The organism is Streptomyces griseomycini, assembly GCF_014203535.1.
Classification (GTDB): domain Bacteria; phylum Actinomycetota; class Actinomycetes; order Streptomycetales; family Streptomycetaceae; genus Streptomyces; species Streptomyces griseomycini.
In genome coordinates this window covers 167,893-194,811 of the sequence record NZ_JACHJI010000002.1, presented here as the reverse complement: position 1 = coordinate 194,811, position 26,919 = coordinate 167,893, and the positions used below count along the sequence as shown (strand labels likewise).

General features: G+C 71.8%; 27 protein-coding genes and 1 riboswitch. Of the genes, 13 read left to right on the top strand and 14 right to left on the bottom strand.

Features of this window, described 5'->3' with window-relative positions; translation table 11 throughout:
* Positions 1 to 9 precede the first annotated feature (9 nt).
* Positions 10 to 810, bottom strand: coding sequence for a histidinol-phosphatase (hisN, locus tag FHS37_RS05415; RefSeq protein WP_184817886.1), 801 nt, complete (start codon positions 808 to 810; stop codon positions 10 to 12).
* Between the two features lie 120 nt (positions 811 to 930).
* Between hisN and FHS37_RS05410 the strand changes: the two genes are divergently transcribed.
* On the top strand, positions 931 to 1,545 hold the full coding sequence (locus FHS37_RS05410) for a TetR/AcrR family transcriptional regulator (RefSeq protein WP_184817885.1): 615 nt from the start codon (positions 931 to 933) through the stop codon (positions 1,543 to 1,545).
* Between the two features lie 10 nt (positions 1,546 to 1,555).
* Here FHS37_RS05410 and FHS37_RS05405 read toward each other — a convergent pair whose 3' ends face one another.
* The 4 genes from FHS37_RS05405 to FHS37_RS05390 all read right to left on the bottom strand — a co-directional run bounded on the left by FHS37_RS05405 (position 1,556) and on the right by FHS37_RS05390 (position 5,257).
* Positions 1,556 to 1,879 (bottom strand): DMT family transporter, encoded by a 324-nt coding sequence (locus FHS37_RS05405; RefSeq protein ID WP_145867333.1) that lies wholly within the window; start codon positions 1,877 to 1,879, stop codon positions 1,556 to 1,558.
* 138 nt (positions 1,880 to 2,017) lie between these two features.
* Positions 2,018 to 3,028: a ribosome small subunit-dependent GTPase A gene (gene rsgA / locus FHS37_RS05400; RefSeq protein WP_184817884.1), complete on the bottom strand. Its 1,011-nt coding sequence runs from the start codon at positions 3,026 to 3,028 to the stop codon at positions 2,018 to 2,020.
* 12 nt (positions 3,029 to 3,040) lie between these two features.
* Positions 3,041 to 4,357 (bottom strand): 3-phosphoshikimate 1-carboxyvinyltransferase, encoded by a 1,317-nt coding sequence (aroA, locus tag FHS37_RS05395; RefSeq protein ID WP_184817883.1) that lies wholly within the window; start codon positions 4,355 to 4,357, stop codon positions 3,041 to 3,043.
* 159 nt (positions 4,358 to 4,516) lie between these two features.
* Positions 4,517 to 5,257: a M50 family metallopeptidase gene (locus FHS37_RS05390; RefSeq protein ID WP_184817882.1), complete on the bottom strand. Its 741-nt coding sequence runs from the start codon at positions 5,255 to 5,257 to the stop codon at positions 4,517 to 4,519.
* 55 nt (positions 5,258 to 5,312) lie between these two features.
* On the opposite strand from FHS37_RS05390, the gene FHS37_RS05385 reads away from it, so the two are divergent.
* From FHS37_RS05385 to FHS37_RS05340, 10 genes are all read left to right on the top strand, one after another.
* A complete protein-coding gene (locus FHS37_RS05385; RefSeq protein ID WP_184817881.1) occupies positions 5,313 to 6,128 on the top strand; it encodes an SOS response-associated peptidase in 816 nt (271 codons plus the stop codon).
* A 1-nt stretch (position 6,129) separates the two neighbouring features.
* Entirely contained in the window at positions 6,130 to 6,840 is a 711-nt protein-coding gene (locus FHS37_RS05380; protein ID WP_184817880.1) for an alpha/beta hydrolase family protein, read from the top strand.
* Positions 6,841 to 7,096: 256 nt separating this feature from the next.
* Entirely contained in the window at positions 7,097 to 7,786 is a 690-nt protein-coding gene (gene sigR, locus FHS37_RS05375) for an RNA polymerase sigma factor SigR (RefSeq protein ID WP_193473752.1), read from the top strand.
* The gene (gene rsrA, locus FHS37_RS05370) at positions 7,783 to 8,112 is read left to right on the top strand and encodes a mycothiol system anti-sigma-R factor (protein WP_184817879.1); all 330 of its coding nucleotides are present in this window, start codon (positions 7,783 to 7,785) and stop codon (positions 8,110 to 8,112) included. The genes sigR and rsrA overlap by 4 nt, the downstream gene beginning before the upstream one ends.
* A gap of 156 nt (positions 8,113 to 8,268) precedes the next feature.
* Positions 8,269 to 9,624, top strand: coding sequence for an HD-GYP domain-containing protein (locus tag FHS37_RS05365; RefSeq protein ID WP_184817878.1), 1,356 nt, complete (start codon positions 8,269 to 8,271; stop codon positions 9,622 to 9,624).
* Positions 9,621 to 10,859 carry an HD-GYP domain-containing protein gene (locus FHS37_RS05360; protein WP_184817877.1) on the top strand — a complete coding sequence of 413 codons (1,239 nt, stop codon included), beginning with the start codon at positions 9,621 to 9,623 and terminating at the stop codon, positions 10,857 to 10,859. The genes FHS37_RS05365 and FHS37_RS05360 overlap by 4 nt, the downstream gene beginning before the upstream one ends.
* A gap of 190 nt (positions 10,860 to 11,049) precedes the next feature.
* A complete protein-coding gene (locus tag FHS37_RS05355; protein WP_184817876.1) occupies positions 11,050 to 12,030 on the top strand; it encodes a tetratricopeptide repeat protein in 981 nt (326 codons plus the stop codon).
* A gap of 114 nt (positions 12,031 to 12,144) precedes the next feature.
* Positions 12,145 to 12,795 carry a peptide deformylase gene (gene def, locus FHS37_RS05350; protein WP_184817875.1) on the top strand — a complete coding sequence of 217 codons (651 nt, stop codon included), beginning with the start codon at positions 12,145 to 12,147 and terminating at the stop codon, positions 12,793 to 12,795.
* A 297-nt stretch (positions 12,796 to 13,092) separates the two neighbouring features.
* Positions 13,093 to 14,178: an epi-isozizaene synthase gene (gene cyc1, locus FHS37_RS05345; RefSeq protein WP_184817874.1), complete on the top strand. Its 1,086-nt coding sequence runs from the start codon at positions 13,093 to 13,095 to the stop codon at positions 14,176 to 14,178.
* Positions 14,175 to 15,545 (top strand): bifunctional albaflavenone monooxygenase/terpene synthase, encoded by a 1,371-nt coding sequence (locus tag FHS37_RS05340; RefSeq protein ID WP_184817873.1) that lies wholly within the window; start codon positions 14,175 to 14,177, stop codon positions 15,543 to 15,545. Before cyc1 ends, FHS37_RS05340 begins: the two co-directional genes overlap by 4 nt.
* A 19-nt stretch (positions 15,546 to 15,564) precedes the next feature.
* Here FHS37_RS05340 and FHS37_RS05335 read toward each other — a convergent pair whose 3' ends face one another.
* Complete coding sequence (locus FHS37_RS05335) at positions 15,565 to 16,527, bottom strand: GlxA family transcriptional regulator (protein WP_184817872.1); 963 nt, start codon at positions 16,525 to 16,527, stop codon at positions 15,565 to 15,567.
* Between the two features lie 93 nt (positions 16,528 to 16,620).
* On the opposite strand from FHS37_RS05335, the gene FHS37_RS05330 reads away from it, so the two are divergent.
* Positions 16,621 to 16,893 (top strand): hypothetical protein, encoded by a 273-nt coding sequence (locus tag FHS37_RS05330; RefSeq protein WP_184818864.1) that lies wholly within the window; start codon positions 16,621 to 16,623, stop codon positions 16,891 to 16,893.
* Between the two features lie 40 nt (positions 16,894 to 16,933).
* Here the strand turns inward: FHS37_RS05330 and FHS37_RS05325 are convergent, their stop codons facing one another.
* The 8 genes from FHS37_RS05325 to FHS37_RS05290 form a co-directional block, all read right to left on the bottom strand.
* Entirely contained in the window at positions 16,934 to 17,953 is a 1,020-nt protein-coding gene (locus FHS37_RS05325) for a ribonucleotide-diphosphate reductase subunit beta (protein WP_184817871.1), read from the bottom strand.
* Complete coding sequence (locus FHS37_RS05320) at positions 17,953 to 20,322, bottom strand: ribonucleoside-diphosphate reductase subunit alpha (RefSeq protein ID WP_184817870.1); 2,370 nt, start codon at positions 20,320 to 20,322, stop codon at positions 17,953 to 17,955. The genes FHS37_RS05325 and FHS37_RS05320 overlap by 1 nt, the downstream gene beginning before the upstream one ends.
* 123 nt (positions 20,323 to 20,445) lie before the next feature.
* Positions 20,446 to 20,585: riboswitch (cobalamin riboswitch) on the bottom strand.
* Positions 20,586 to 20,637: 52 nt separating this feature from the next.
* The gene (locus FHS37_RS05315; protein ID WP_184817869.1) at positions 20,638 to 21,144 is read right to left on the bottom strand and encodes a GNAT family N-acetyltransferase; all 507 of its coding nucleotides are present in this window, start codon (positions 21,142 to 21,144) and stop codon (positions 20,638 to 20,640) included.
* A gap of 76 nt (positions 21,145 to 21,220) precedes the next feature.
* Positions 21,221 to 22,849 (bottom strand): monocarboxylate uptake permease MctP, encoded by a 1,629-nt coding sequence (mctP, locus tag FHS37_RS05310; protein WP_184817868.1) that lies wholly within the window; start codon positions 22,847 to 22,849, stop codon positions 21,221 to 21,223.
* On the bottom strand, positions 22,846 to 23,112 hold the full coding sequence (locus tag FHS37_RS05305; RefSeq protein ID WP_184817867.1) for a DUF3311 domain-containing protein: 267 nt from the start codon (positions 23,110 to 23,112) through the stop codon (positions 22,846 to 22,848). Before FHS37_RS05305 ends, mctP begins: the two co-directional genes overlap by 4 nt.
* Positions 23,113 to 23,284: 172 nt before the next feature.
* On the bottom strand, positions 23,285 to 24,049 hold the full coding sequence (locus FHS37_RS05300) for a GntR family transcriptional regulator (RefSeq protein ID WP_184817866.1): 765 nt from the start codon (positions 24,047 to 24,049) through the stop codon (positions 23,285 to 23,287).
* A gap of 174 nt (positions 24,050 to 24,223) precedes the next feature.
* Positions 24,224 to 25,009, bottom strand: coding sequence for a glucosamine-6-phosphate deaminase (gene nagB, locus FHS37_RS05295; RefSeq protein WP_184817865.1), 786 nt, complete (start codon positions 25,007 to 25,009; stop codon positions 24,224 to 24,226).
* Positions 25,010 to 25,181: 172 nt separating this feature from the next.
* Positions 25,182 to 25,934, bottom strand: coding sequence for an SDR family oxidoreductase (locus FHS37_RS05290; protein ID WP_184817864.1), 753 nt, complete (start codon positions 25,932 to 25,934; stop codon positions 25,182 to 25,184).
* 167 nt (positions 25,935 to 26,101) lie between these two features.
* On the opposite strand from FHS37_RS05290, the gene FHS37_RS05285 reads away from it, so the two are divergent.
* Positions 26,102 to 26,764, top strand: coding sequence for a TetR/AcrR family transcriptional regulator (locus FHS37_RS05285; protein ID WP_373304218.1), 663 nt, complete (start codon positions 26,102 to 26,104; stop codon positions 26,762 to 26,764).
* Positions 26,765 to 26,919: the final 155 nt, after the last annotated feature.

The window sequence follows — 26,919 nt, the reverse complement described above, 5'->3', positions numbered from 1 at the left end:
CCTCGCCGCTCAGTAACGCTGGTTGAGGTATCCCAGCAGCTCGTCGTGGAGCAGGCCGTTCGACGCGGCGGCATTGCCGCCGTGCGGTCCGGGGCGGCCGTCGAGCCCGGTGAAACTGCCGCCGGCCTCGGTGACGACGATGGCGTTGGCGGCCATGTCCCACAGCGACAGCTCGGGTTCGGCACACATGTCGACCGACCCCTCGGCGACCATCATGTACGGCCAGAAGTCGCCGTACGCGCGCGTGCGCCACACCTCGCGGGTGAGGTCCAGGAAGCCGTCCAGGCGCCCCTGCTCCTCCCAGCCGCTGAGCGAGGAGTACGCGAAGGACGCGTCGGAGAGCTTGGAGACGCGGGAGACCCGCAGCCGGGAGGCCGAGGACAGGCTGCGCCCGCTGAAGGCGCCGTGGCCCTTCGCGGCCCACCAGCGGCGGCCGAGGGCGGGTGCGGAGACGACGCCGACGACCGGCTGGAAGCCTCCCTCGCCCGCCTCCATCAGGGCGATCAGGGTGGCCCAGACGGGAACGCCGCGCACGTAGTTCTTCGTGCCGTCGATGGGGTCGACCACCCAGCGGCGCGGACCGGTGCCCTCCACCCCGTACTCCTCGCCGAGCACCGCGTCCCTGGGCCGGGCGCGCTGGAGGTGGCCGCGGATGAGTTCCTCGGCGGCCCTGTCCGCCTCGCTCACCGGCGTCATGTCCGGTTTGGTCTCGACCTTGAGGTCGAGGGCCTTGAAGCGGTCCATCGTCGCGGCGTCGGCGGCGTCCGCGAGGACGTGGGCGAGACGCAGGTCGTCGAGGTAGTCGGGCATGCAACGAACGGTATCCGCCGAGGCGGGGGTGGGGCCACAGGGGCCCCGCGAACCCTTGACAGCCCCCGGGGGCGCGTCAAATCTGAACCGCAGGGTCGGTCGCTCGCCCCGAGGGAGGCGATGATGCCTGCAGCGCGGGAATCCCTGCTGGACGCCGCTTACGCGGCACTGGCGCGTCGGCCGTGGTCCGCGGTGCGGATGGTGGACGTGGCCGCCGCGGCCGGGGTCTCCCGCCAGACGCTGTACAACGAGTTCGGCAGCAAGGACGGCCTCGCGCGGGCCCTCGTCCGCAGGGAGGCCGACGGCTACCTCGCCGGCGTCGACCGCGCCCTCGCCGGCCCCGCCGACGCGCGCGACCGGCTGACCGCGACCGCCGAGTGGACGACTTCCACCGCCCGGGAGAACGCCCTGGTCCGCGCCATGCTCACCGGCTGCTGGAGCGAACGCCTGCCCGCCCCGGCGGCCTTCGCGCCCGTGCGGTCCGGCTCCACCGTCCCCGCCCAGCGCCGCGCCGACGGCCCGCTGCCCTCGCCCACCGACTTCGTCGTCCTCGTCCGCGACCGTGCCGTCGCCGTCCTGGGCGGCCCCGGCGAGCCCCGGACCGACGCCCTCGACCTGGCCCGCTCCTGCGAACTCGTGGTCCGGCTCGCCCTGTCCTGCGTCGCCGCGCCACCGGCCGAGGGCGGCGTGGCCGACCTGGTGCGCGGCGCCCTGCACCGTCACCCCGTCGCGTGACGGCGGACGCTCAGTGCGCCGACCCCGACAACTGCAACCCGATCACCCCGACGATCACCAGCGTGATCGACACGATCTTCAGCGTCGACACCAGGTCGCCGAGGAACACCATCCCGTAGATCGCCGTCCCCGCCGCGCCGATCCCCGTCCACACCGCGTACGCCGGGCCCACGTCCAGCTTCTTCAGCGACAGGGTCAGCAGGCCGAAGCTGCCGAGCGCGAACACGCAGAAGGCGACCGTCGGCCACAGCCGCGTGAAGCCGTGGGACAGCTTCAGGCACACGGCGAATCCGGTCTCGAGCAACCCGGCCACCACGACCAGCAGCCACGCCATGTGTCGTCCTCCCGTTCTCCCCACGCACGGTGACCGCTTCGCCAGGTTCGGCAGGTTCGGGTCCGGCTCGGTGCGATTATGCACTTACCGCCCGGACGCCACGGCAAACAACGCGAAGGCCGAATTCTGATCGCCTTCCTAGTCGCCCTCCGTGTGCTCCCGCGTCGCCAGCAGCCGCCGCAGCGAGTACAGCCGCGCCGGATCCGCGTTCCCCTCCGCCACCCACGCGTCCAGTGCGCAGTCCGGCTCGTCGTGGCTGCACGCGCGGGGACAGCCCCCCGTGCCCGGCTCCAGGTCGGGGAAGGCGTGGATGACCCGGGACGGATCGACGTGGGCGAGCCCGAAGGACCGCACCCCCGGGGTGTCGATCACCCACCCGTCCGCGCCCGACAGCGGCAGCGCCAGCGCGGAGGTCGTCGTGTGCCGGCCCCGCCCCGTCACCGCGTTGACCTGCCCGGTCGTACGCCGCCGTTCCTCCGGCACCAGCGCGTTGACCAGCGTCGTCTTGCCGACCCCGGAGTGCCCCACGAACGCCGTGACGCGTCCCTCCAACTGCTCCCGCACCCGGTCCGCCGCCTCGCCGCTCTCCAGCTCGGCCCGGCTGGTGACGACGTACGGGATGTCGAGGTCGCCGTACAGCTCCAGCAGTTTGTCGGGCGGCGCGAGGTCCGACTTGGTCAGCACCAGCAGCGGCGTCAGCCCCCCGTCGTAGGCCGCGACCAGGCAGCGGTCGATCAGGCGCGGACGGGGTTCGGGATCGGCGAGGGCGGTGACGACGGCCAGCTGGTCGGCGTTGGCGACGACGACCCGCTCGTAGGGATCGTCGTCGTCGGCGGTACGGCGCAGCACCGACGTCCGCTCCGCGATGCGCACGATCCGCGCCAGCGTGTCCTTCCGGCCGGACAGGTCGCCGACGATCGCCACCCGGTCACCGACCACCGCCGCCTTGCGGCCCAGTTCCCGGGCCTTCATCGCCACCACGGTCCGGTCCTCGACGAGGCAGGTCAGCCGGCCCCGGTCGACGGTGAGGACCATGCCCTCGGCGGCGTCCTCGTGCTTGGGCCGCAGGTGCGTGCGCGGCCGGTTGCCCTTGCGGTTGGGGCGCGAGCGGATGTCGTCCTCGTCGGTGTGCTTGCCGTAGCGGCGCATGGTCGTGAGTCCCTACTGCCCGAGCATCCCGGTCCACAGCTCGGGGAAGTCCGGCAGGGTCTTCGCCGTGGTCGCCACGTTCTCGATCTGCACTCCCTCGACCGCAAGGCCGATGACCGCGCCGGCGGTGGCCATGCGGTGGTCCTCGTAGGTGTGGAAGACCCCGCCGTGCAGCCGGCGCGGACGGATGTGCAGGCCGTCGGCGGTCTCGGTGACGTCGCCGCCGAGCTCGTTGATCTCCTTGGTGAGCGCGGCCAGGCGGTCCGTCTCGTGCAGCCGCAGGTGGGCCACGCCCCGCAGCGTGGACGGGGAGTCCGCGAGCGCCGCGACGGCCGCGACGCCCGGCGTCAGCTCGCCGACCTCGCCGAGGTCCACGTCGATGCCGTGGACCGCCCCGGAGCCGGAGAACACGAGGCCGTACTCGGTCAGCTCGCAGGAGCCGCCCATCTCGGTGAAGATCTCCCGCAGCCGGTCACCGGGCTGGGTGGTCCGGGCCGGCCAGTCCGGGACGACGACCTTGCCGCCGGTCACCAGCGCCGCCGCCAGGAACGACTGGGCGTTGGACAGGTCGGGCTCGACGGTCAGGTCCCGGCCGAGCAGGGCGCCCGGGGTGACCCGCCAGACGTTCGGCTCGCCGCCCGACTCCGGGGTGTCCACCTGGGCGCCGACCGCGCGGAGCATGTCGACGGTCATGCGGATGTGCGGCAGGGAGGGCAGCGTCGAGCCGGTGTGCCGGACCTCGACGCCCTGGTTGAAGCGCGGCGCGGACAGCAGCAGGGCACTGACGAACTGGGAGGACGAGGAGGCGTCGATCTCGACCGTGCCGCCGTCCAGGGCGCCGCCGCCGTGCACGGTCATCGGCAGCGCGCCGCGGTCGTCGTCGTCGATCCGGGCGCCCAGCCGGCGCAGCGCGTCGATGACGCCGTTCAGGGGACGCTCGTAGGAGCGCGGGTCGCCGTCGAAGCGGACGGGGCCGTCGGCCAGCGTGGCGACCGGGGGCAGGAACCGCATCACCGTGCCGGCGTTGCCCACGTCGACGGTGGCCGGACCGTGCAGGCCCGTGGGGAGCACCCGCCAGGCCTCACCGGTGCCGTCCGGACCCACGCCCTCCTCGATCTCGACGCCCATGGCCCGCAGCGCGCCCGCCATCAACAGGGTGTCGCGGGAGCGCAGCGGACGGCGCAGCCAGCCCGGCTCGGAGGCGAGGGCGGCGAGCACGAGGGCGCGGTTGGTGACCGACTTGGACCCGGGCACGTGGACCGTCGCGTCGACGGCTCCGCTCGCGTGCGGGGCGGGCCAGAGGGCGGTGTGTGCGGGGTTTCGGGCCATGAGGCCCACTCTATAAGGAGGGGGCCGCGCAGGCCGTCGTCCCGGTGCGGCGCCGTTGTGGCTGGTCGCTCCCCCGCTCCCGGCTTCGCTCGAGCGGGGGGACCCCCTTCGTGACGGAGCCGCACATCGACGCGCCCCGCGCCCCCCGGGGCCGGCCGGTCACAGCCCCAGCAACCAGCGACCGCCGCCCGTCAGCGAGCACAGCGACACCGCGTGGAACAGGAAGAACCACAGTCCCGCCGGTACGTGCGTCAGCCGGGACAACTGGTCCGCGTCCGAGTCCCCCGCACCCCCGCGCGCCCGCTTGGCCTGCAGCTCGAAGGCCGGGCGCACCCCGCCCAGCAGCAGGAACCACACCACGGCGTACGCGAACGCCGCCTGCACCTGGGGCCCCGCCAGCCAGGACACGAGCATGAACGTGCCGCCGGTGACGAGCACGGTCAGCGCCCCGTACGCGTTGCGGATCATCACCAGCATCGCGATCAGCAGCGCCGTCGCCAGCCACAGCAGCAGCGTGACGCGCCCGGCGCCGAGCAGCGCGGCACCGCCCAGGCCCAGCAGCGGGGGAGCGGTGTAGCCGGCCGCCGCGGTCAGGATCATGCCGATGCCGTGCGGCTTGCCGCGGCTGACGGTCAGGCCGCTGGTGTCCGAGTGCAGGCGTATCCCCGTCAGGGTGCGGCCGGTGAGCAGGGCCACGAGCCCGTGGCCGCCCTCGTGGGCGATGGTGATGGCGTTGCGCGAGAGCCGCCACGGCCCGTGCGGCACGACGACGGCGAGCGCGGCGACCAGTGTGGCGACGACCACCCACAGGTCGGGATCGGGCTGGGTGCCGGAGACCTCGTCCCAGAGGGAGGCGAGGGAGGCGGAGGCGGTGCCGGCCGTGCTCGGGGTGCTTTCCATGTGTTTCCGTTGGCTCCCTCTGCCTGCGCGTGCGGAGTCTGGCAGTGTTGCACGTATGTGCGGACGGTATGCAGCGAGTCGCAGTCCCGAGGATCTCGCAGGAATCTTTGAGATCGACAAGTGGGAGCCGGAGGAGACGCTGGCGCCCGACTACAACGTGGCCCCCACCAAAGAGGTCTACGCCGTACTCGACCGCCCCCTGAAGGACGCGGACGACCCGGAACCGGTTCGGCAGCTGCGCAGGCTGAAGTGGGGCCTGGTCCCCTCGTGGTCGAAGACGCCGGAGGGCGGCGCCCGGATGATCAACGCGCGCGCGGAGACCGTCCACGAGAAGCCGTCCTACCGGCGTGCCTTCTCCTCCCGGCGCTGCATCCTGCCCGCCGACGGCTACTACGAGTGGGTCACCGGCAAGCAGGAGCGGGACCTGGAGGTCGAGGGGAAGAAGAAGCGCCCCCGCAAGCAGCCGTACTTCGTGACGCCGGCGGACGGCTCGGTGTTCGCGATGGCCGGGCTGTACGAGTTCTGGCGGGACCGGACGCTGCCGGACGACCATCCGCAGGCCTGGTGGGTGACGTGCTCCGTCATCACCACCGAGGCGGAGACGAGTCCGCTCGCGGTGTCCCCGGCGGACGGCCCGCGCACCCTGGCGGACATCCACCCGCGGATGCCGCTCATGCTCACGCCGGACCGCTGGGACAGCTGGCTGGACCCCTCCCGCACGGACGTGGAGGACCTGCGCGGGCTGCTCGCACCGCCGCCCCCCGGCCTGATGCGCGCCTACCCGGTCTCCACGGCGGTCAGCAACGTCCGCAACAACGGCCCGGAGCTGCTGACGGAGCTGGCCGCACCGGAAGAGGGCACACTCTTCTGACGTGAGCTCCAAGACCCCTGATACCTCCGAGCCCTCTGGGACGTCCGAGACCTCCGGCGCGGCCGCCGGCACCCCCGACGCGACCGTCGAGACCGTCGGGACGGACGCCGGTCCGGCCCGCGTCACCTGGCACCGCGCCCCGCGCGGTGCCCGCTTCGTCCTCGCGGTCGGCCACGGAGCCGGCGGCGGCATCGAGGCCCGGGACCTGAGGGCACTCGCCGCCGTCCTGCCCGCCCACGGCGTGACCGTCGCCCTCGTCGAACAGCCCTGGCGCGTGGCCGGCAAGAAGGTGGCGCCGGCGCCGAAGACCCTCGACACCGGCTGGCGCGGCGTCTGGCCCGCGCTGACCGGTCCGGGGCTGCCGGTGATCGCGGGCGGGCGCAGCGCGGGCGCCCGCGTCGCCTGCCGCACGGCCCGTGAACTGGGCGCCCACGCGGTGCTCGCGCTGAGCTTCCCCCTGCACCCGCCGGGCAGGCCCGAGAAGTCCCGCGCGGACGAACTGCTCGGGGCCGGGGTGCCCACCCTCGTCGTCCAGGGCGGGAACGATCCGTTCGGCAGGCCGGAGGAGTTCCCCGAGGGAGAGCACGAACTGGTGGAGGTCCCGCACGGCGACCACGGCTTCGCCGTTCCCGGACGGGCGGACATCACGCAGGAGGAGGCCGTGACGGTGGTCACGGACGCGGTCGTGCGGTGGTCCGGCTCACTCGGGTGACGCACCGGGAATGCCCGGGGGACTCCCGCTGTTGAGCCGGACGTGGGTGCCGGTCGACGGCGCCGCCGTCGTAGGAGAGGAAGTCCGCCGCATGGGTTCGATCTTTTGCCCGAGCCGCAGCAGCCGCGCCGACCTGGACTGGACGGTGCTGCACGCGGCCAGGACCGCCCCCGTTCGGGCGGCGGGCGGACCGGATCGTCGTCTATCCTCCGATTCGGGTGGGACCGGCTTCGGTCTCGCGACAACTCTGGAGGAGGTGGGTCCGGTTCCCGGTACCGGCGCAGGGACCGAACACGGCCAGGCGGAGCAGCCCGAGGGCCAGGGCGGCGGCACGGGCGCGGAGTCGACCGCGGAGCGCAGCGCGCGCTTCGAGCGGGACGCGCTCGAGTTCCTCGACCAGATGTACTCGGCCGCGCTGCGCATGACGCGCAACCCGGCCGACGCGGAGGACCTGGTGCAGGAGATGTACGCCAAGGCGTACGCGTCCTTCCACCAGTTCCGCGAGGGCACCAACCTCAAGGCGTGGCTGTACCGGATCCTCACCAACACCTTCATCAACTCGTACCGCAAGAAGCAGCGCGAACCGCAGCGCAGCGCGGCCGAGGAGATCGAGGACTGGCAGCTCGCGCGTGCCGAGTCGCACATGTCCACGGGCTTGCGCTCCGCGGAGTCGCAGGCGCTGGACCACCTGCCCGACTCGGACGTGAAGGAAGCGCTCCAGGCGATCCCCGAGGAGTTCCGCATCGCCGTTTACCTGGCGGACGTCGAGGGCTTTGCCTACAAGGAGATCGCCGACATCATGGGGACACCCATCGGTACGGTGATGTCCCGGCTGCACCGGGGTCGCCGTCAGCTGCGCGGCATGCTCGAGGACTACGCCCGCGAACGCGGACTGGTCCCGGCCGGCGCCGGAGAGTCGAACGAAGCGAAAGGCTCGGGGTCATGAGCTGCGGAGAGCCGCACGAGACGGATTGCAGCGAAATCCTCGATCATCTCTACGAGTTCCTCGACCGTGAGATGCCGGATGCCGACTGCGTGAAGTTCGAGCACCACTTCGAGGAATGCTCGCCCTGCCTGGAGAAGTACGGGCTCGAGCAGGCGGTGAAGAAGCTGGTCAAGCGGTGCTGCGGGCACGACGACGTGCCGGGCGACCTGCGCTCCAAGGTCATGGGCCGGATCGAGCTGATCCGCTCCGGTCAGGCCGTGCCCGAGCAGGACGTCACCGCCGCACCCGCACCGCCGACCACACCGGTCACACCGCAGGAGTCCTGACACTCCCTGGCGCGCGACTCCCCGTAAGGAGACCGTCGTCACTCGTACGTGCTAATCCGCGGGTTATCGGCCCGCGGAGGCGCCCCTCGCCGCCCTAGGCTCCAGAGCCTGGCAGGCGGCAGGCCGAGTGCGGCGGGCACGGTCGGGGAGGGGCTCATGGAAGCGTTACCGGGACGGGCCCGTGCGCTGGTCGCCGGTGTCGCCCTGACGGGCCTGCTCTGCCTGCTGCCCCTCCCGGGCGTCGGCGCCCCCTGGCGGGCGGTCGCCCTGCTCGCCGCGCTGTACGGCGGCTGCGAGTGCCTCGCCCGGTCGCGTCTCGTCGGTACCCCGCACCCGGGCGGAACCTTCTACCCCGTTCTGCTCGCCGGCGCCTTCCTGCTGCCGGCGCCCGCCGCGGCGCTGGCCGCCCTGCCCGGGGCGCTGCTCGTGCCCGTGGCGCGGCGGCCGTATCCGGCCCGGCGGCTCTGGCGGGCCGGCCGGCTGGTGCTCGCCGTGTGGGCCGCGAGCCGGGTCCACCGGGCGACCGGCGGCCGGGACGCGGTGGCGGACTGCGACGTCCCGCTCGCGCTCGGGACGGCCGGGGCCGCGGTGCTGGTGTTCTGCCTGGTGCTCACCCTGCTGGACGGCGCCCTCCTGGCGCTGACGGCGGGCCCGCCGCTCCGGGGCGGGGGACGGGCGGCGGGGCCGGCCGCCTGGTGGCGGCTGTTCCTGCGGTCGCTGGCACCGATCACCGTGCACGGCCTCGCCGGGCTCATGATGGCCCTGCTGTGGCGCAGCCCCTACGGCCCCGTGGCCGCCCTGCTCGTGCTGCTGCCGATGGGCGTCTCGTGGTGGGCGTTCGCCCAGTACCACCGGGAACGGGCCGCGCACCGGGCGACGATCCGCGCGCTCGTCCAGGCCGTCGACATCAAGGACGGGTACACGCGCGGGCACAGCGAACGCGTCGGACAGGCGTCCATGATGATCGCGCGCGAACTGGGCATGGACGAGGAGCGGGTCGAGGTGCTGCGGTTCGCGGGCATCCTGCACGACGTCGGCAAGCTCGGCGTGCCCACCCGGCTGCTCACCAAGGACGGTCCGCTCACCCCCGAGGAGCGACGGGTGATCGAACTGCACCCCGAGTACGGGCACGAGATGGTGCGGGGGATCTCCTTCCTGGGCGAGGCCCGGGCGGCGGTGCTGCACCACCACGAGCGGCTGGACGGCACCGGCTATCCCTACGGGCTGGCGGGCGGCCAGATCCCCGAGTCCGCGCGGGTGGTCGCCGTCGCCGACGCCTTCGACGCGATGACCTCCACCCGCTCCTACAGCCGGGCCCGGCCCGTGCCCGTGGCGCTGAAGGAGCTCCAGCGGTGCGCGGGAACCCACTTCGACCCACGGATGGTGGCCGCCCTGGTGCGCGTGATCGGCCGGGTCGGGTGGCACCCCGCGGTGACCGCCGACGACGTCCGCTCCCGTGTCCTGCCCGCGCCCGCCGCACCGGTCACCGACCGGCCCGGGGCACGCCGATGAGGCCCGGGCTCCACACCCTCGTCCACACGTGCGCCGCGGTCCTCGCCGCCGGGTCCCTGGGCACCACCCTCCACCACGGCGTCGAGGAGCGCGGCACCGCCCTCGCCTTCGGCGTGCTCGTCGCCGTCGGCGAGCTCACCCGGCGCAACGGGACGCGGATCAGGCAGGCCGCGCCGCTCGCCGCCGCCGGGTCGCTGTCGTACGCGCTGCTCGGCGAGGCCGGCGGCCGGCCCACCCACCACGGCGCCGCCCAGGTCGTCACCGTGGTGCTCGCCGCCTCCCTGCTCGGCAGCGTGCCGCACGTCGGGCGCGGCCACGGCCCCGTCCTCGACCCACTGGCCCGCAGGGTGCTCACCGTCGGCTTCGTCGCCGTGTGCTTCCAGTCCCCGTACGGCCAGGGCACGTTCGACGACTGGAGCGGGCCGGCCCACGCGCTGCTGCTGCTCGCCCTGCTGTCCCTCACCGCGCTGTGCGACGCCGTGCTCGCCGCCGCGCTGGCCCGCTCCCGCACCGGGTGGCCCTTCCTGCCGATGCTGCGCGACGAACTGCGGGCGGTGCCCGGCATCGGGGCCGCCGTCGTCGCCACGAGCGCGGTGATGGCGCTCGGCGTCGCGGTCGCGGGGCTGTGGGCACTGCCCGTCCTCTCCGTGCCGCTGCTGCTCGCACAGCTGTCCTACCGGCGGTACGCCGCCGTGCGCGCCACCTACCGGCAGACCATCGCCTCCCTCGCGCGGGCCACCGAGGTCGCCGGGTACACCCCGGCCGGGCACGCCCACCGGGTCGCGGCGCTCAGCCAGGCGGTGGGCCGGGACCTCGGGCTGACCGAACCCGAGCTGACCGTGCTCGAGTACGCGGCCCTCATGCACGACATCGGCCAGCTCAGCCTCGTCGACCCGGTCCCCGCGGGGGCCACCGCCGGCCTGCCGGTCACCGAGCAGCGGCGGATCGCCCTGCTCGGCGGCGCGGTGGTGCGCCAGACCGGGGTGGACCCCCGGGTGGCCCGGATCGTCGAACGGCAGGCCGACCCGTACCGGGAGCAGCCGCTCGCCGCGCGGATCGTCCGGGTGGTGAACGCGTACGAGGAGAAGTCCAGGGAAGGAGGGCCCGGCGGGCCGCTGACCGCACTGGAGGAGCTGCGGCTGGCGACCGCCGGGGAGTACGCCCCGGAGGTGGTCGAGGCACTGGCCCGGGTGCTGTCACGGGACACGGAGGTGGTGCGTGCGTACGGGAGCTGAACGCCGCGTGCGTCCGGGGGCCGGGCGCGGCGAGGGTCGCGAACGGGGCTGTCTGACCCCGCCCGGGGCTGGGTAACCCATGGGTAATGAGCGCCTCTCCGGCCGTACGTGGTTGGATGCGAAGAAGAGGGTGTCCGGGGGCGCGGAAAGACACAGCCAGCCCACCGCACGGAACTGGCAGGCGGGAATCGTGAGGATCTTCGGCAAGGGACGGCACCGGCCCTCCGCCTCCTGGCGGCAGGCCACGGACCGCGCGTTCACGCTCATCGGCGACGGCCGGTACGAGGACGCGGGCGCGCTGCTGACACGGGCCGCCGACCTGGAGCCGTGGCTGTCGGAGTCGTGGTTCAACCTCGCGCTGCTGCACAAGTTCCGGCACGACTGGGAGCAGGCGCGCGCGGCCGGTCTGCGCGCCGTCGCGCTGCTCGACCGCGACACCGGGGCTCCCGACTGGTGGAACGTCGGCATCGCCGCCACCGCCCTGCAGGACTGGCCGCTGGCCCGGCGGGCCTGGCAGGCCTACGGGCTCAGGGTCCCCGGTCCGGCCACCGATTCCGGCGAGCCCCTCGGCATGGACCTGGGCAGCGCGGCCGTACGGCTGTCCCCGGAGGGAGAGGCCGAGGTGGTGTGGGGGCGGCGCCTCGACCCCGCCCGCATCGAGGTGCTGTCCATCCCGCTGCCGTCCTCCGGGCGCCGCTGGGGCGAGGTCGTGCTGCACGACGGCGTGCCGCACGGGGAGCGGAGCACGGTCGCCGGGCACACCTACCCGGTCTTCGACGAGATCGAGTTGTGGGCGCCCTCGCCGGTGCCGACCTGGGTGGTGCTGCTGGAGGCCGCCTCCGAGGCCGACCGGGACGCGCTGGAGCAGCTGGCCTCCGACGCCGGTTTCGCCGCCGAGGACTGGTCCTCCTCCGTGCGGCTGCTGTGCCGAATGTGCTCGGAGTCCCGGATGCCGTCCGACGAGGGCGAGGGCGAGCACCTCGACCCGCACGACCACAGCGAGCCGGGGCACCCCGGACCGCTCGGCCACCGCACCGACGGGCAGTTGTGGGTGCCGGAACGGGAGTGCGGCATCGCCGCGCCGGCCTCGCTGGTCCGGGGGCTGCTGGACGGATGGGTGGCGGACAGCCCGGACTCACGTGACTGGCGGGACCTGGAAGAGGTCTGCTAGGGCCCGTCCGGCGTGATCCGCCGGACGGCCCTCGGCGCACGGGTCCGCGGACCGGTCGCCGTACCCTGTATCAACACCACACCCCCATGTTTTCCAGGAAGGCATACGTCGGTCATGGCTCAGCAGGACACCGATCAGCAGCACGCGGGCGTGCTCCCCGTCGACGACGAGGGGTACGTCATCGACACGGAGGACTGCGAGGAGCGCGAGACCGCCTACCGCGAGCGCGGCACCTCCCGTCCGATCACGGTCGTCGGGAACCCGGTGCTGCACAAGGAGTGCAAGGACGTCACGGAGTTCGACGACGAACTGCGCAAGCTGGTCGACGACATGTTCGCCAGCCAGCGCACCGCCGAGGGCGTGGGCCTGGCCGCCAACCAGATCGGCGTCGACCTGAAGGTCTTCGTCTACGACTGCCCGGACGACGAGGGCGTGCGCCACGTCGGCGTGGTCTGCAACCCCAAGCTGGTCGAACTGCCCGCCGAGAAGCGCCGGCTGGACGACAGCAACGAGGGCTGTCTGTCGGTACCCACCGCGTACGCTCCGCTGGCCCGCCCCGACTACGCCGAGGTGACCGGTCAGGACGAGCGGGGCAATCCGATCAAGGTACGCGGCACCGGCTACTTCGCACGGTGTTTGCAGCACGAGACCGACCACCTCTACGGCTACCTCTACATCGACCGGCTGTCCAAGCGGGAACGCAAGGACGCGCTGCGGCAGATGGCCGAGAACGAACCGCGTTACCCCGTGGTCGCCAACGACTGACGACCCGGCCACCGGGGCTCCGCCCCCCTCACGCACGGCGTCCGACCGGGCTCGTTCCCGGACCGGGCGCCGTTCGTCCGTTCGTCACGCGTTCGATCCCCTATCGCCCCGCACTGATCCGGAACCGGACACGTCAAGCGGTGATCCCGGCTTCCTCATGGAGGGAATGGAGCAAATCCGTTCCCAGAACGGTCAGTTGTAGTGCTGAATGGAGGTGCGGGGATATGCACCGGCGTGCGCCCTGCGCGGGGGCGGAGAGCGGGGGCACGCCAACTGGCGGCTGAGAGGGGATTGTTCGTGCATGCTTTGTCACACGGCACCACATCGACACCGACCACCATCGCAGTTCCACCGGCGCTGTCCCTCCCGGTGATCGAGGCGGTGTTTCCCCGGCAACTCCACCCGTATTGGCCGAAGCTCCAGGGGACGACGCGCGCGTGGCTGCTCGAAAAGCGGCTCATGCCGGCCGACAAGGTGGAGGAACACGCCGACGGGCTGTGCTACACCGACCTCATGGCGGGCTACTACACGGGAGCCCCCGACGAGGTCCTGCAGGCGATAGCGGACTACAGCGCGTGGTTCTTCGTCTGGGACGACCGGCACGACCGCGACATCGTGCACGGCCGCCCCGCCGCCTGGCGGCGGCTGAAGGAGCAACTGCACTCGGCCCTCGACAGCCCCGCCGACCACCTGGGTCACGGGGATCCGGTGGTGGCGGGGCTCGCGGACAGCGTGCAGCGGCTCTACACGTTCCTGTCCGACACCTGGAACGCCCGGTTCGCCCGGCACTTCCACGCGGTGATCGAGGCGTACGACCGGGAGTTCCACAATCGCGCGGAGGGAATCGTCCCCACCGTCGACGAGTATCTGGAACTCCGTCGTCTCACCTTCGCGCACTGGATATGGACCGACCTCCTGGAGCCCAGCGCCGGATGCGAACTCCCGGACGCCGTGCGGAAGAACCCGGCCTATCGGAAGGCGGCGCTGCTCAGTCAGGAATTCGCCGCCTGGTACAACGACCTGTGCTCGCTGCCGAAGGAAATCGCGGGCAACGAGGTGCACAATCTGGGAATCAGTCTCGTCATCCACGAGGGGCTGACGCTCGAAGAGGCGATCGCAGAATTGAGGCGCCGCGTCGAGGAATGCATCAGCGAATTCCTGGTCGCCGAACAGGACGCCCTGCGATTCGCCGACGACCTCGACGACGGCACGGTGCGAGGAAAGGAAATGAGCGCCGCCGTGCGCGCCTGCGCCGGCAGCATGCGGAACTGGTTCAGTTCCGTCTACTGGTTCCACCACGAGTCCGGCCGGTACCGGGTCGACAGCTGGGACGACCGGTCCACACCCCCGTACGTCAACAACGAAGCGGCAGGTGAGAAATGACCGTCGAGTCGGTGAAACCCGGAGCGTCCGGGGCGACCGCACTGCACGAGCCGCCGGTGGCCGGCGGCTCCGTTCCCGTCCTCGGCCACGGCTGGAGGCTGGTCCGCGACCCGCTGGCCTTCATGGCCCAACTGCGCGACCACGGCGACGTCGTGCGCCTGAAGCTCGGCCCCAAGACGGTGTACGCGGTCACCACGCCCGCCCTGACCGGGGCGGTGGCGCTGAGCCCCGACTACATCATCGCCGGGCCGCTGTGGGAGTCCCTGGAGAGCCTGCTCGGCAAGGAGGGCGTGGCCACCGCCAACGGCCCGCTGCACCGGCGCCAGCGGCGCACCATCCAGCCCGCCTTCCGGCTCGACGCGATCCCCGCGTACGGACCGATCATGACGGAGGAGGCGTACGCGCTCGTGGAGCGCTGGCGCTCGGGCGAGGTGCTGGACGTGACCGCGGAGTCCTTCCGGGTGGCCGTGCGGGTCGCCGCCCGCTGCCTGATGCGCGGCAGCTACATGGACGCCCGGGCGGAGCGCATCTGCGCCGCCCTCACCACCCTGTTCAGCGGCATGTACCAGCGCATGGTGGTTCCGCTCGGACCGCTTTACCGCGTACCCGTGCCGAGCAACCGCGAATTCAATCGGGCTCTGGCCGATCTGCACCTCCTGGTCGACGAGATCGTCGCCGACCGCCGGGCGAGCGGTCAAAAACCGAACGATTTGCTGACGGCTTTGCTGGAGGCGAAGGACGAGAATGGAGAGCCCATCGGGGAACAGGAGATCCACGACCAGGTCATCGCGATACTCACCCCGGGCAGTGAAACCGTCGGGGCCACGATCATGTCGCTCCTCCTGGTTCTCACCGAGCATCCCGAGCTCGGGGACAAGATCCGCGACGAGGTGAAAACCGTCGTGGGTGACCGCCCGGTCGCATTCGAGGATGTCCGAAAGCTGACGTACACCGCGAATGTCGTCGTCGAGACCCTGCGGCTGTATCCAGCCGTCTGGATATTGACGCGCCGCGCGGTGACCGACACGGAACTCGGCGGGTACCGCATTCCCCGGGGGGCGGACGTCATCTACAGCCCGTACGCGATCCAGCGCGACCGGCGCTCGTACGAGCGGCACGAGGAGTTCGACCCCGACCGCTGGCTCCCGGAGCGGTCCGCGGACGTGCCCAAGTACGCGATGAGCCCGTTCAGCGTGGGCAACCGGAAATGCCCCAGTGACCACTTCTCGATGGCCGAGCTCACGCTCATCGCCGCCGTGGTCGCCTCCCACTACCGCTTCGAGCACGCCCCTGGTTCCGACGGCAGGCCCCGGATCGGCATCACGCTGAGGCCGCGACGCCTGATGCTGCGGGCACTGCCCCGCTGACCGGGCGCGCGGCGCGCGTTCAGGCGGCCTGCGGGCCCCTGAACGCGCGCCGGTAGGCCTGCGGGGTCGTCCCCACGGTGCGTACGAAGTGGTGACGGAGGGCGGCCGCGTCGCCGAAACCGGTGCGGCCCGCGATCGCGTCCACCGTCTCGTCCGTCGCCTCCAGCAGTCGCTGGGCCAGCAGCACGCGCTGGCGCAGGATCCAGCGGTAGGGAGTGGTGCCGGTCTCCTGCCGGAAGCGGCGGGCGAAGGTGCGCGGGGACATGTGGGCGCGGGCGGCCAGCTGTTCGACGGTGACCTCCTCGTCGAGGTGCTGCTCCATCCACACCAGTACCCCGGAGACCGTGTCGCCCCCGGACCGCGGCAGCGGACGCTCGATGTACTGGGCCTGGCCGCCGTCGCGGTGCGGGGGCACGACCATCCGCCGGGCGATCTTGTTGGCGACCTCCGGGCCCTGCTCCTTGCGCACCAGGTGCAGACAGGCGTCGATGCCGGCGGCGGTGCCCGCGGAGGTGATCACCGGGTCCTCGTCGACGTAGAGCACGTCCGGCTCGACGGTCAGATGGGGGTGCCGCCTGCTCAGGTCCTCCGCGTGCTTCCAGTGAACGGCGGCGCGCCGGCCGTCGAGGAGCCCGGCGGCGGCGAGCACGAACACCCCGGAGCAGACGCTCAGCACCCGCGCGCCCCGGGCCACGCCCCGGCGCAGCGCGTCCAGCAGCTCGGGCGGGAACTCCCGGGAGACGTAGGAGGCGCCGGCGGGCACGGCGATGAGGTCGGCCGTCTCCAGACGCTCCAGACCGTGCTCGACCTGGAGGGAGAAGCCCGTGTTGGTGCGCACCGCGGGACCGTCGGCCGAGACGACGGCGAAGTCGTAGACCGGCAGGCCGTCGTCGCTGCGGTCGACGCCGAAGACCTCGCAGACCACGCCCAGTTCGAAGGGGTTCACGCCGTGAAGGAGGACGGCTGCCACGTTCTGGAGCATGGCTCCAGTGTGCCTCGCCCCTGGCAGTAAATCGAGGGTGTGCGGCAGTTCTGCCACTGCCGGTAAGGAGTGTCCGGCGCGACAGTGGTGTCCATGGATACGACACGCATGGAAGCACTGATCGGAACGCTGACCGTCCTCGGCCTGCTGGTCCTGATGGTCCTCCCCGCCGTGATCGGCATCGTGCGCGACCGGCGGATCGACCGGCAGATCAGGCAGGCGGAACGGACGGAGCGGACGGAGACGGACCGTGCCGTCACGGAACGGCACGACGCCCCCGCCGCACCGGCCCGCACCGCGCGGGACGCCACCGCGCACCGCACCGCGCGGGACACCACCTCGCACCGCACCGCGCGGGCGGCGTGAGGCGAGGTGGCGCCCGGACCGGCACCCTCCGGAGAATCCCCTAGAAGTCCTCGTCCAGGTCGACCGTGCCCTCCACGGCGACCTGGTACGCGGACGGGCGCCGCTCGAAGAAGTTCGTCAGCTCCTGGACGCCCTGGAGCTCCATGAACGAGAACGGGTTCTCCGAGCCGTACACCGGCGCGAAGCCCAGCCGGACCAGCCGCTGGTCGGCGACGCACTCCAGGTACTGCCGCATCGACTCCGTGTTCATGCCCGGCAGCCCGTCACCGCACAGATCGCGCGCGAACTGCAGCTCCGCCTCGACGGCCTCGCGCAGCATGTCGGTGACCTGCCGGCCGAGCTCCTCGTCGAACAGCTCCGGCTCCTCCTTGCGCACGGTGTCGACCACGTCGAAGGCGAAGGACATGTGCATCGTCTCGTCGCGGAACACCCAGTTGGTGCCGGTCGCCAGCCCGTGCAGCAGGCCCCGGCTGCGGAACCAGTAGACGTAGGCGAAGGCGCCGTAGAAGAACAGGCCCTCGATGCACGCGGCGAAGCAGACCAGGTTGAGCAGGAAGCGGCGGCGGTCCGCCTGCGTCTGAAGCCGGTCGATCTTCTCCACCGAGTCCATCCACCGGAAGCAGAACTCGGCCTTCTCCCGGATGGACGGGATGTTCTCCACGGCCGCGAAGGCCGCCGCCCGGTCGTCCGGATCGGGCAGGTAGGTGTCCAGCAGGGTCAGGTAGAACTGGACGTGGACCGCTTCCTCGAAGAGCTGCCGCGACAGGTACAGCCGGGCCTCGGGGGAGTTGATGTGCTTGTAGAGCGTGAGCACCAGGTTGTTCGCCACGATCGAGTCACCGGTGGCGAAGAACGCCACCAGCCGGCCGATGAGGTGCTGCTCGGCGGGGCTCAGCCTGGTCAGGTCGGCCACGTCGGAGTGGAGGTCGACCTCCTCCACGGTCCAGGTGTTCTTGATGGCGTCCCGGTAGCGCTCGTAGAAGTCGGGGTAGCGCATGGGGCGCAGCGTGAGCTCGAAGCCCGGGTCGAGCAGGTTCTGGGGACGGGGGGAACTGGACATCACTGGCAGGCCTCGCAGGACTCGGGGTTCTCAAGGGAGCAGGCGACGGCTTCCCCGCCGGACGCCTGCTGGACGGGGACGGCGGCCTGCGCGCGTGCGGCGCGGGCGATGCGGGTCGCCGGGCGGGACCGCAGGTAGTACGTGGTCTTCAGGCCCTGCTTCCAGGCGTACGCGTACATCGAGGAGAGCTTGCCGATGGTCGGCGTCTCCAGGAACAGGTTGAGCGACTGCGCCTGGTCCAGGAACGGGGTGCGGGCGGCGGCCATGTCGATCAGGCCGCGCTGCGGGATCTCCCACGCGGTGCGGTACAGCCGGCGCACCTCCTCGGGGATCCAGGTGAAGTCCTGCACCGAGCCGCCCGCCTCGCGCAGCGCCTCCCGGGTGCGCGCGTCCCACACGCCGAGGCGCTTCAGGTCGTCGACGAGGTAGGAGTTGACCTGGAGGAACTCCCCGGACAGCGTCTCGCGCTTGAACAGGTTGGACACCTGCGGCTCGATGCACTCGTACACGCCCGCGATCGAGGCGATGGTGGCGGTGGGCGCGATCGCCAGGAGCAGCGAGTTGCGCATCCCGACGGACGCGATCCGCTCGCGCAGCGCCGCCCAGCGCTCCGGCCAGGACAGCTCGACGGCATAGTGGTCGGGGTGCAGCACGCCCCGGGCGGTGCGGGTCTGCTCCCAGGCCGGCAGCGGCCCGTTCCGTTCGGCGAGGTCCGCGGAGGCCTCGTACGCGGCGAGCATGATCCGCTCGGCGATCCGGGTGGAGAGCCGCCGGGCCTCGGGCGAGTCGAAGGGCAGGCGGAGCCGGAAGAAGACGTCCTGCAGGCCCATCACCCCCAGGCCCACCGGGCGCCAGCGGGCGTTGGACCGGCCCGCCTGCTCGGTCGGGTAGAAGTTGATGTCCACGACCCGGTCGAGGAAGGTGACGGCCGTGCGCACGGTGGCGTCCAGCCGCTCCCAGTCGAGGTCACCGGCGGCCGGGTCGACGAACGCGCCGAGGTTGACCGACCCCAGGTTGCAGACCGCCGTCTCCCCGTCGTCGGTGACCTCCAGGATCTCCGTGCACAGGTTGGAGGAGTGGACGACGTGGCCCGGGGTCGCCGTCTGGTTCGCCGTGCGGTTGGCGGCGTCCTTGAAGGTCATCCAGCCGTTGCCGGTCTGCGCGAGGGTGCGCATCATCCGGCCGTACAGCTCGCGGGCGGGGAGGGTCTTCCTGGCCAGCCCCTCGGCCTCGGCGGCCCGGTACGCCGCGTCGAACTCCGCGCCCCACAGGTCGACCAGCTCCGGCACGTCCACCGGGGAGAACAGCGACCACTGCGCGTCGTCGTTCACCCGGCGCATGAACTCGTCCGGCACCCAGTGCGCGAGGTTCAGGTTGTGCGTGCGGCGGGCGTCCTCACCGGTGTTGTCGCGCAGCTCCAGGAACTCCTCGACGTCCGCGTGCCAGGTCTCCAGGTAGACCGCCGCCGCGCCCTTGCGCCGGCCGCCCTGGTTCACGGCGGCCACCGAGGCGTCCAGCGTCTTCAGGAACGGGACGATGCCGTTGGAGTGCCCGTTGGTGCCGCGGATCAGCGAACCGCGGGCGCGGATGCGGGAGTAGGACAGGCCGATGCCGCCGGCGTGCTTCGAGAGGCGGGCCACCTGGTGGTAGCGGTCGTAGATCGAGTCCAGCTCGTCCCTGGGGGAGTCCAGGAGGTAGCAGGACGACATCTGGGGGTGGCGGGTACCGGAGTTGAACAGCGTGGGGGAGGAGGGCAGGTAGTCCAGGCGGCTCATCAGCCCGTACAGCGCGGCGACTTCGTCCACCGACCGCGCGCTGTCGTCCTCGGCGAGACCGGCGGCGACGCGCAGCAGGAAGTGCTGCGGCGTCTCGACGACCTTGCGGGTGATCGGGTGCCGCAGCAGGTAGCGGCTGTGCAGGGTGCGCAGGCCGAAGTAGCCGAAGCGGTCGTCGGCCCGGGGGTCGACCAGCGCGTCGAGGCGGTCGGCGTGCAGCCGGACGAACGCGGCGGTGCGGTCGGCGATCAGGCCCTCGCGGTGCCCGGTCGCGACGGACCCGGTGAACGACGTGACGCCCTGCGAGGCGGCCTCGGCGCGGATGCCGAGGGTCAGCAGCCGGGCGGCGAGCCGGGAGTAGGCGGGGTCCTCGGAGATGAGCCCGGCCGCGGCCTCGGTGGCCAGCTCCCGCAGCTCCGTCCCGTCGGCGCGGGCGGACCGGCCGCGCAGCGCGGCGGCGGCGACCCGGCCGGGGTCCGCGTCGGGCAGGTCGGCGGTCAGCTCGGTCAGGGTCCGCAGCAGCGCGGCACCGGGGCCGTCGCCCTGCTCTGTCACGTCGCTCGCTGAGGCCGGATCGGCTGGCGCGATGGTCACGTGGGGCTCTCCCTCGCTCGGCACGGGGCCTCGTCGAGGGCAGGGGGCAGCACACGAGCGCACGCGGCGTCGCGTCCACCGGCCCATTCCACGAGGCCCGGACGTCCACGCACCCGGACCGGACGGCCGGGCGCACTGTCGGCAGGTCCTCGGACTGAAGCCCGTGCGCGCCCGCGCGGGACGCGAACACGTACAAGTACACCGTTGCGGGACAGTTCCGGATTCGCACCGGATTCCCCTGCGGCGACAGCGAGCACGAGCATACATCTTGTGCCGGGTGCTGTCGGCAGGCCCATATGTTGTGTCTCGGTGGTGTCAGAGCGTCAACTCATAGGTGAGGAGCGTGATGTCGTCCAGGTGCGGGAGGGGGTTCCAGTCACGCCCTGGCGTGCGGGCGAAGCCCAGTCGCTCGTAGATGCGGTGGGCGGAGTGCATGGTGCGCTGGGTCGACAGCACGATCCGGGCGCAGCCCTCGACGGCCCGTGCACGGTCGACGCAGGCGCGGACGAGGGCCTCCCCGGCGCCGCGGCCCCGGGCCGCACGGGCGACCGCGAGCATCCGGATCTCGGCCTCGCCGGGCCCGGCTATGTCGGCCATCGGTCCGCCGCCCGGCACGAACGTCACCCCGCCCAGCACGCTGCCGCGCTCCACGGCGACCAGCACCTCGGCGGCCGCCGCCCGCTTCGCCACGTCCCTCAGCTCGCCGAGGTACGCGTCGCTCTCCCCGAAGTCGAGCAGCCCGTCCCGGAGGTAGGCCTGCGCGGTGATCTCACCGAGCTCCTCGTACTCGCCGGGCTCCGCCGCCCGGATGACGATGTCCATGGGGCGAGTGTGCCCGAGGGGTACGACAACGGGCCGCCGGATTCCTCCGGCGGCCCGTGGCCCGTGTGACGGCGGGTCAGTGCGTGCTGCCCGCCGTGGCCGGCGGGAGCTCCGTCTGGACGCCCGGGTCGCCCGCGTCCGCCGTGTAGTCCTCCGGCCTGGTCTCGTCGACGCCCTCGGGTGCCTTGGCGGCCTTCAGGACGAAGGTCAGGACGACCGTCACCAGGACGTTGATCACGAAGGCGGTGAGACCGATGTAGCCGATCTCGCCGATGCCCGGGATCTCCTTCGCCGAGCCGCCGAAGTGCTTCTGCGTCGGCGAGGCCACCCCGTACGCGGCGACCGTGCCGTAGACCATGCCGACCGCCCAGCCCGCGAGCAGCGCCCAGCGGTGGAACCAGCGGGTGAACAGGCCGCCCACCAGCGCCGGGAAGGTCTGCAGGATCCAGATGCCGCCGAGGAGCTGGAAGTTGATGGCGACCGTCTTGTCCATGGTCAGGACGAAGGCCAGCGCTCCCACCTTCACCAGCAGGGAAACGATCTTGGATACCTTGGTCTCCTGGGCCGGCGTCGCGTCCGGCTTGATGAAGTCCTTGTAGATGTTGCGGGTGAAGAGGTTCGCCGCCGCGATCGACATGATCGCCGCCGGCACCAGTGCGCCGATGCCGATCGCCGCGAAGGCCACGCCCGCGAACCAGTCCGGGAACATGTTCTCGAACAGCTGCGGGATCGCCAGCTGCCCGTTCTGCACCTTCACCCCGGCCGCGATCGCCATGAAGCCCAGCAGCGCGAGCATGCCCAGCATCAGCGAGTACAGCGGCAGGATCGTGGTGTTGCGGCGGATCACCTCACGGCTGCGCGAGGACAGCGTCGCGGTGATCGAGTGCGGGTACATGAACAGCGCGAGTGCCGAGCCCAGCGCCAGCGTGGCGTACGTCCACTGGCCCGCGTCGCCCGGCACCAGCGCACCGCGCGGCGCGCCCGTGGCCGGGTTGGTCTGGCCGAACGCCTCGCTCGCGCTGGCGAAGATGTCGTCGAAGCCGCCCAGCTTGATCGGGATGTAGATGATCGCCACCGCGATGACGAGGTAGATCAGCGTGTCCTTCACGAACGCGATCAGCGCGGGGGCCCGCAGGCCCGACGAGTACGTGTACGCCGCCAGCACGCCGAAGGCGATCAGCAGCGGCAGGTCCTTGACGAACCAGTTGGTGTGCTCGCCGCCGCCGACGCCCATCACGTCCAGCACGGCCTGGATGCCGACCAGCTGGAGCGCGATGTACGGCATCGTCGCCAGGATGCCGGTGAGCGCGACCGCCAGCGACAGCCCCTTCGAGCCGAACCGGCCGCGCACGAAGTCGGACGTGGTCACATAGCCGTGCTTGTGCGACACCGACCACAGACGGGGCAGGAAGGTGAAGATCAGCGGGTACACGAGGATCGTGTACGGCACGGCGAAGAAGCCCGCCGCGCCCGCCGCGTAGATCGCCGCCGGCACGGCCACGAAGGTGTACGCGGTGTAGAGGTCGCCGCCGAGCAGGAACCAGGTCACCCAGGTGCCGAAGGACCGTCCGCCCAGGCCCCATTCGTCGAGGCTGTGCTCGTTCGCCGCCTTGCGCCAGCGCGCGGCCAGGAAGCCCATGACCGTGACGAGCAGGAAGAAGAAGATGAAGACGGCGAGTGCCACGCCGTTCACGCCGTCGTTCACCGTGCCGCACCGCCCTTCGATGTCGAGCGGGCGCGCTGGTCACGCTGCCAGAGCTTGTAGGCGATCATGGTCAGTACGGTGGAGACCACCACCCACAGCATCTGGTACCAGTAGAAGAACGGGATGCCGATGACGACGGGGTCGGCCTTCGCGTACGACCCGACCCACAGCATGGCCACGAAGGGTGCGACGAGACAGAGGGCGATGACGACGCGCACGGGCGTCACCACCGGCCCCCTGCCGGTTTCTGGGGCTTGTGACATCAGACGGCTCCGTCCCCTCATTGATCACCGGCGATGGTGCGCAGGAAATCTAGGTCAGGGGGCGGCCCGTCCGTAACCCCTCGTCCGTGTGCCGACACCTCGGATTTCGCTCGTCCGGGAGGCGGCGACAACGGAATGGCCGTCGATGATCCGTTTCGCCGGGTTCCCCGGCTCAGTCCTGCGGCCGCTTCAGCCGCGCGACGAACTTGTACCGGTCGCCCCGGTACACCGACCGCACCCACTCCACCGGCTGTCCGTCCCGGTCCAGCGAGTGGCGGGAGAGCATCAGCATCGGCAGGCCGACGTCCGTGCCGAGCAGACCGGCCTCGCGCGGGGTGGCCAGCGAGGTCTCGATGGTCTCCTCGGCCTCCGCCAGGTGGACGTCGTACACCTCCGCGAGGGCGGTGTAGAGGGACGTGTACTTCACCAGGTTGCGACGCAGCGCCGGGAAGCGCTTCGCGCTCAGATGGGTGGTCTCGATGGCCATCGGCTCGCCGTTGGCCATGCGCAGCCGCTCGATGCGCAGCACCCGTCCGCCGGGCGTGATGTCGAGCAGTCCGGCGAGCCGGTCGTCGGCGGTGATGTAGCCGATGTCCAGCAGCTGCGAGGTGGGCTCCAGCCCCTGGGCGCGCATGTCCTCGGTGTACGAGGTGAGCTGCAGCGCCTGTGAGACCTTGGGCTTGGCGACGAAGGTGCCCTTGCCCTGGATGCGTTCCAGGCGCCCCTCGACCACCAGCTCCTGGAGGGCCTGGCGCACGGTGGTGCGCGAGGTGTCGAACTCCGCCGCCAGCGTGCGCTCGGGCGGGACCGGGGTGCCGGGGGGCGCCGTCTCGGTCATGTCGAGCAGGTGCTTCTTCAGCCGGTAGTACTTGGGCACGCGCGCCGTACGGACCGTAGTCCCACCCTCGTTCTCCGCACTGCTGACGTCGGTGCTCATGCTCTGCCTTCCCGGCTCCGAGTGCCGAAGCGGCCGACGTCCCATCGGCCACGGCTCACATCGTGGCACGGCTCGGTGCGGGGTGTGCCCCACACCCTCCGTGATCCCCTCTGTATACCCCTGGGACCGGGGCTGGTCTAGTCCACGACCAGCCCCCGGACCGCGCGCCGGCGCTCAGATCCCCTGCCACTCCGGCTTGTTGGCGTAGGTGTGCCGGAAGTAGTCGGCGAGCTTCAGCTTGGAGGCGGCCGCCTCGTCGACGACCACCGTGGCGTGCGGGTGCAGTTGCAGCGCGGACGCCGGGCACACCGCCGCCACCGGTCCCTCGACGGTCGCGGCGACGGCGTCCGCCTTGCCCTCCCCGGTGGCGAGCAGCACCAGGTGGCGGGCCTCCAGGATGGTCCCGATGCCCTGGGTGATGACGTGGTGCGGGACCTGGTCGATGTCGCCGTCGAAGAAGCGCGCGTTGTCCACCCGGGTCTGCTCGGTCAGCGTCTTGATCCGGGTGCGTGAGGCGAGCGAGGAGCACGGCTCGTTGAACCCGATGTGCCCGTCCGTCCCGATGCCCAGCAGCTGGAGATCCACGCCGCCGGCCTCGGTCAGCTCCCTGTCGTACGCTTCGCACGCACCCTGCACGTCCTCGGCCGTGCCGTCGGGGCCCATGAAGGCGTCCATGCCGATCCCGAGCGGCTCCAGCACCTCGCGCCGGAGCACCGAGCGGTAGGACTCGGGGTGGTCGGCGGGCAGCCCCACGTACTCGTCGAGCTGGGCGATGCGCGCCCGCGAGGCGTCCACGGCGCCGTCGCGCACCTTGGCCGCCAGTGCCTGGTAGATGGGCAGCGGGGTGGAGCCGGTGGCCACGCCGAGCAGGGCGTCGGGCTTGCGCCGCAGGAGGTGTGCCACGGCCTCGGCGATGAGTTCGCCGCCGGCCTGGGCGTCCGCAACGATGACAACTTCCACGCTGGGCCTGCCGATCTGAGAGGAGGGCTCGACTGGTACTGGACCCGGAAGGGACCATGTGGTTTAGACCAATCTAGCAGAGCGGGCGCCGCCCTCCCAGGTGAGCGGCGCGGCCCCCTTCCCGCCTCCTCCGGCTTCCCGGGGCCGGGCGGACCCGGCCCGTTCCGCGGGGTTACGTCAGCGAACCGCCGGTGGCGTCCACCCAGCTCCCCGTCACCCATCGGCCCGCGTCCGAGGCCAGGAACGCCACCACGTCCGCGACCTCCGCCGGGGTCCCCACCTTCCCGAGCGCCGATATCGCCTCGGCCTGCGCCCAGCCGTCCTCCGTGCCGTGCAGGAGCGCGGCCGTGTTGTCGGTGTCGATCAGCCCCGGCGCCACCGAGTTCACCCTGATGCCCCGCCGGCCCAGGATCTTGGACAGGTCGCGGGAGAAGACGTCCAGCGCCCCCTTCGTCATCGCGTACGCCATGTTCCCCGGCATCACGGCGGTCCGGGCGAGCCCCGAGGAGATGTTGATGATCCGCCCTCCGTCCCGCAGCCGGGTCATGCCGTGCTTGACGATGAAGAAGGGCGCCTTCACGTTCACCGCGAAGACCGCGTCGTACTCCTCTTCCCGGATCTCCTCGATCGGTCGTGACGACCCGATCCCGGCGTTGTTCACCAGCACGTCCAGGCCGTCCGCGTGCCGGTCGAACTCCTCCCACAGGGCCTCGGCGTCCCCGGGCGTGCCCAGCTCCACGCCGATCGCGAACGCCGAGCCGCCCGCCGCCTCGATCGCGGCGACCGTCTCCTTCGCCGCCGCCTCGTTCCGGCCGTAGTGCACCGCGACCCGCGCTCCGTCGCGCCCCAGCCGCTCGGCGATGCCCCGCCCGATCCCCCTGCTCGCCCCCGTGACGAGTGCCGTCCTGCCCGTGAGCACGCCCATGTCGACGCCCCTCCAGATTTTTCTAGTGGTCGTTACAGAAAAAACCGTACGACAGTCCGCCGCCGTTTTTCTAGTGCTCGCTATAAAATGCACTCCATGGTGGGACCGCGAACGGGACGCACGGCGAACGGGGCGGGAGTGTCCGGTGGGCGAGGAGGAGTCGCATGATGAGTGACGGGGACGCCGGACGGAGCGGGGCCGCCCGCCCCGGAGCCGGATCCGCGCGCAGAGCCCGCGGCCGCCCCCGCTCCTTCGACCGGGAGACCGCGTTGGAGAAGGCGCTCCTCGCCTTCTGGGAACACGGCTACGAGGCCACGTCGGTCTCCGACCTCACCCGCGTCATGGACATCGGCGCCCCCAGCCTCTACGCGGCCTTCGGCGACAAGCGCTCCCTGTTCGACGAGGTCGTCCGGGTCTACGGCGCGCGGTACGGCTCCTTCACCGACCGCGCCCTCGCCGAGGAGCCCACCGCCCGCGCCGCCGTCGCACGGATGCTGCGGGAGGCCGCCGCCGTGTACACCGAACCGGGCCGTCCGCACGGCTGCCTCGTCGTCCACGCCGCCGCGAACTGCTCGAACCCCGAGGTCGAGCAGTCCCTGCGGGAGCGCCGTACGGCCAACGTCGCCGCGTTCGAGCGCCGGATCCGGGACGACGTCGCCGCCGGAGTGCTGCCCGCGGACACCGACGCCGGTGCGCTCGCCCGGTACACCGGGGCGATGATCCAGGGCATGTCGCAGCAGGCGCGGGACGGGGCGAGCCGGGAGGAACTGGAGTCGCTCGCCGAAATTGCCATGTCCGTCTGGCCCCACGCGGGAACCGCCACGGGTTAGGCTGCGTGGTGGACGCCCGTGCGTCCGGCCGGCGCGACATAGGCCGTGGCATCCGACGACGTGACACCGACGAGAAACGTTCCGCGCATGGACACCGGGAGTGGTCTAGTCCACAATGCGGAGCAGGACGCACAAGCCTGCCTTCCCCGCACAGG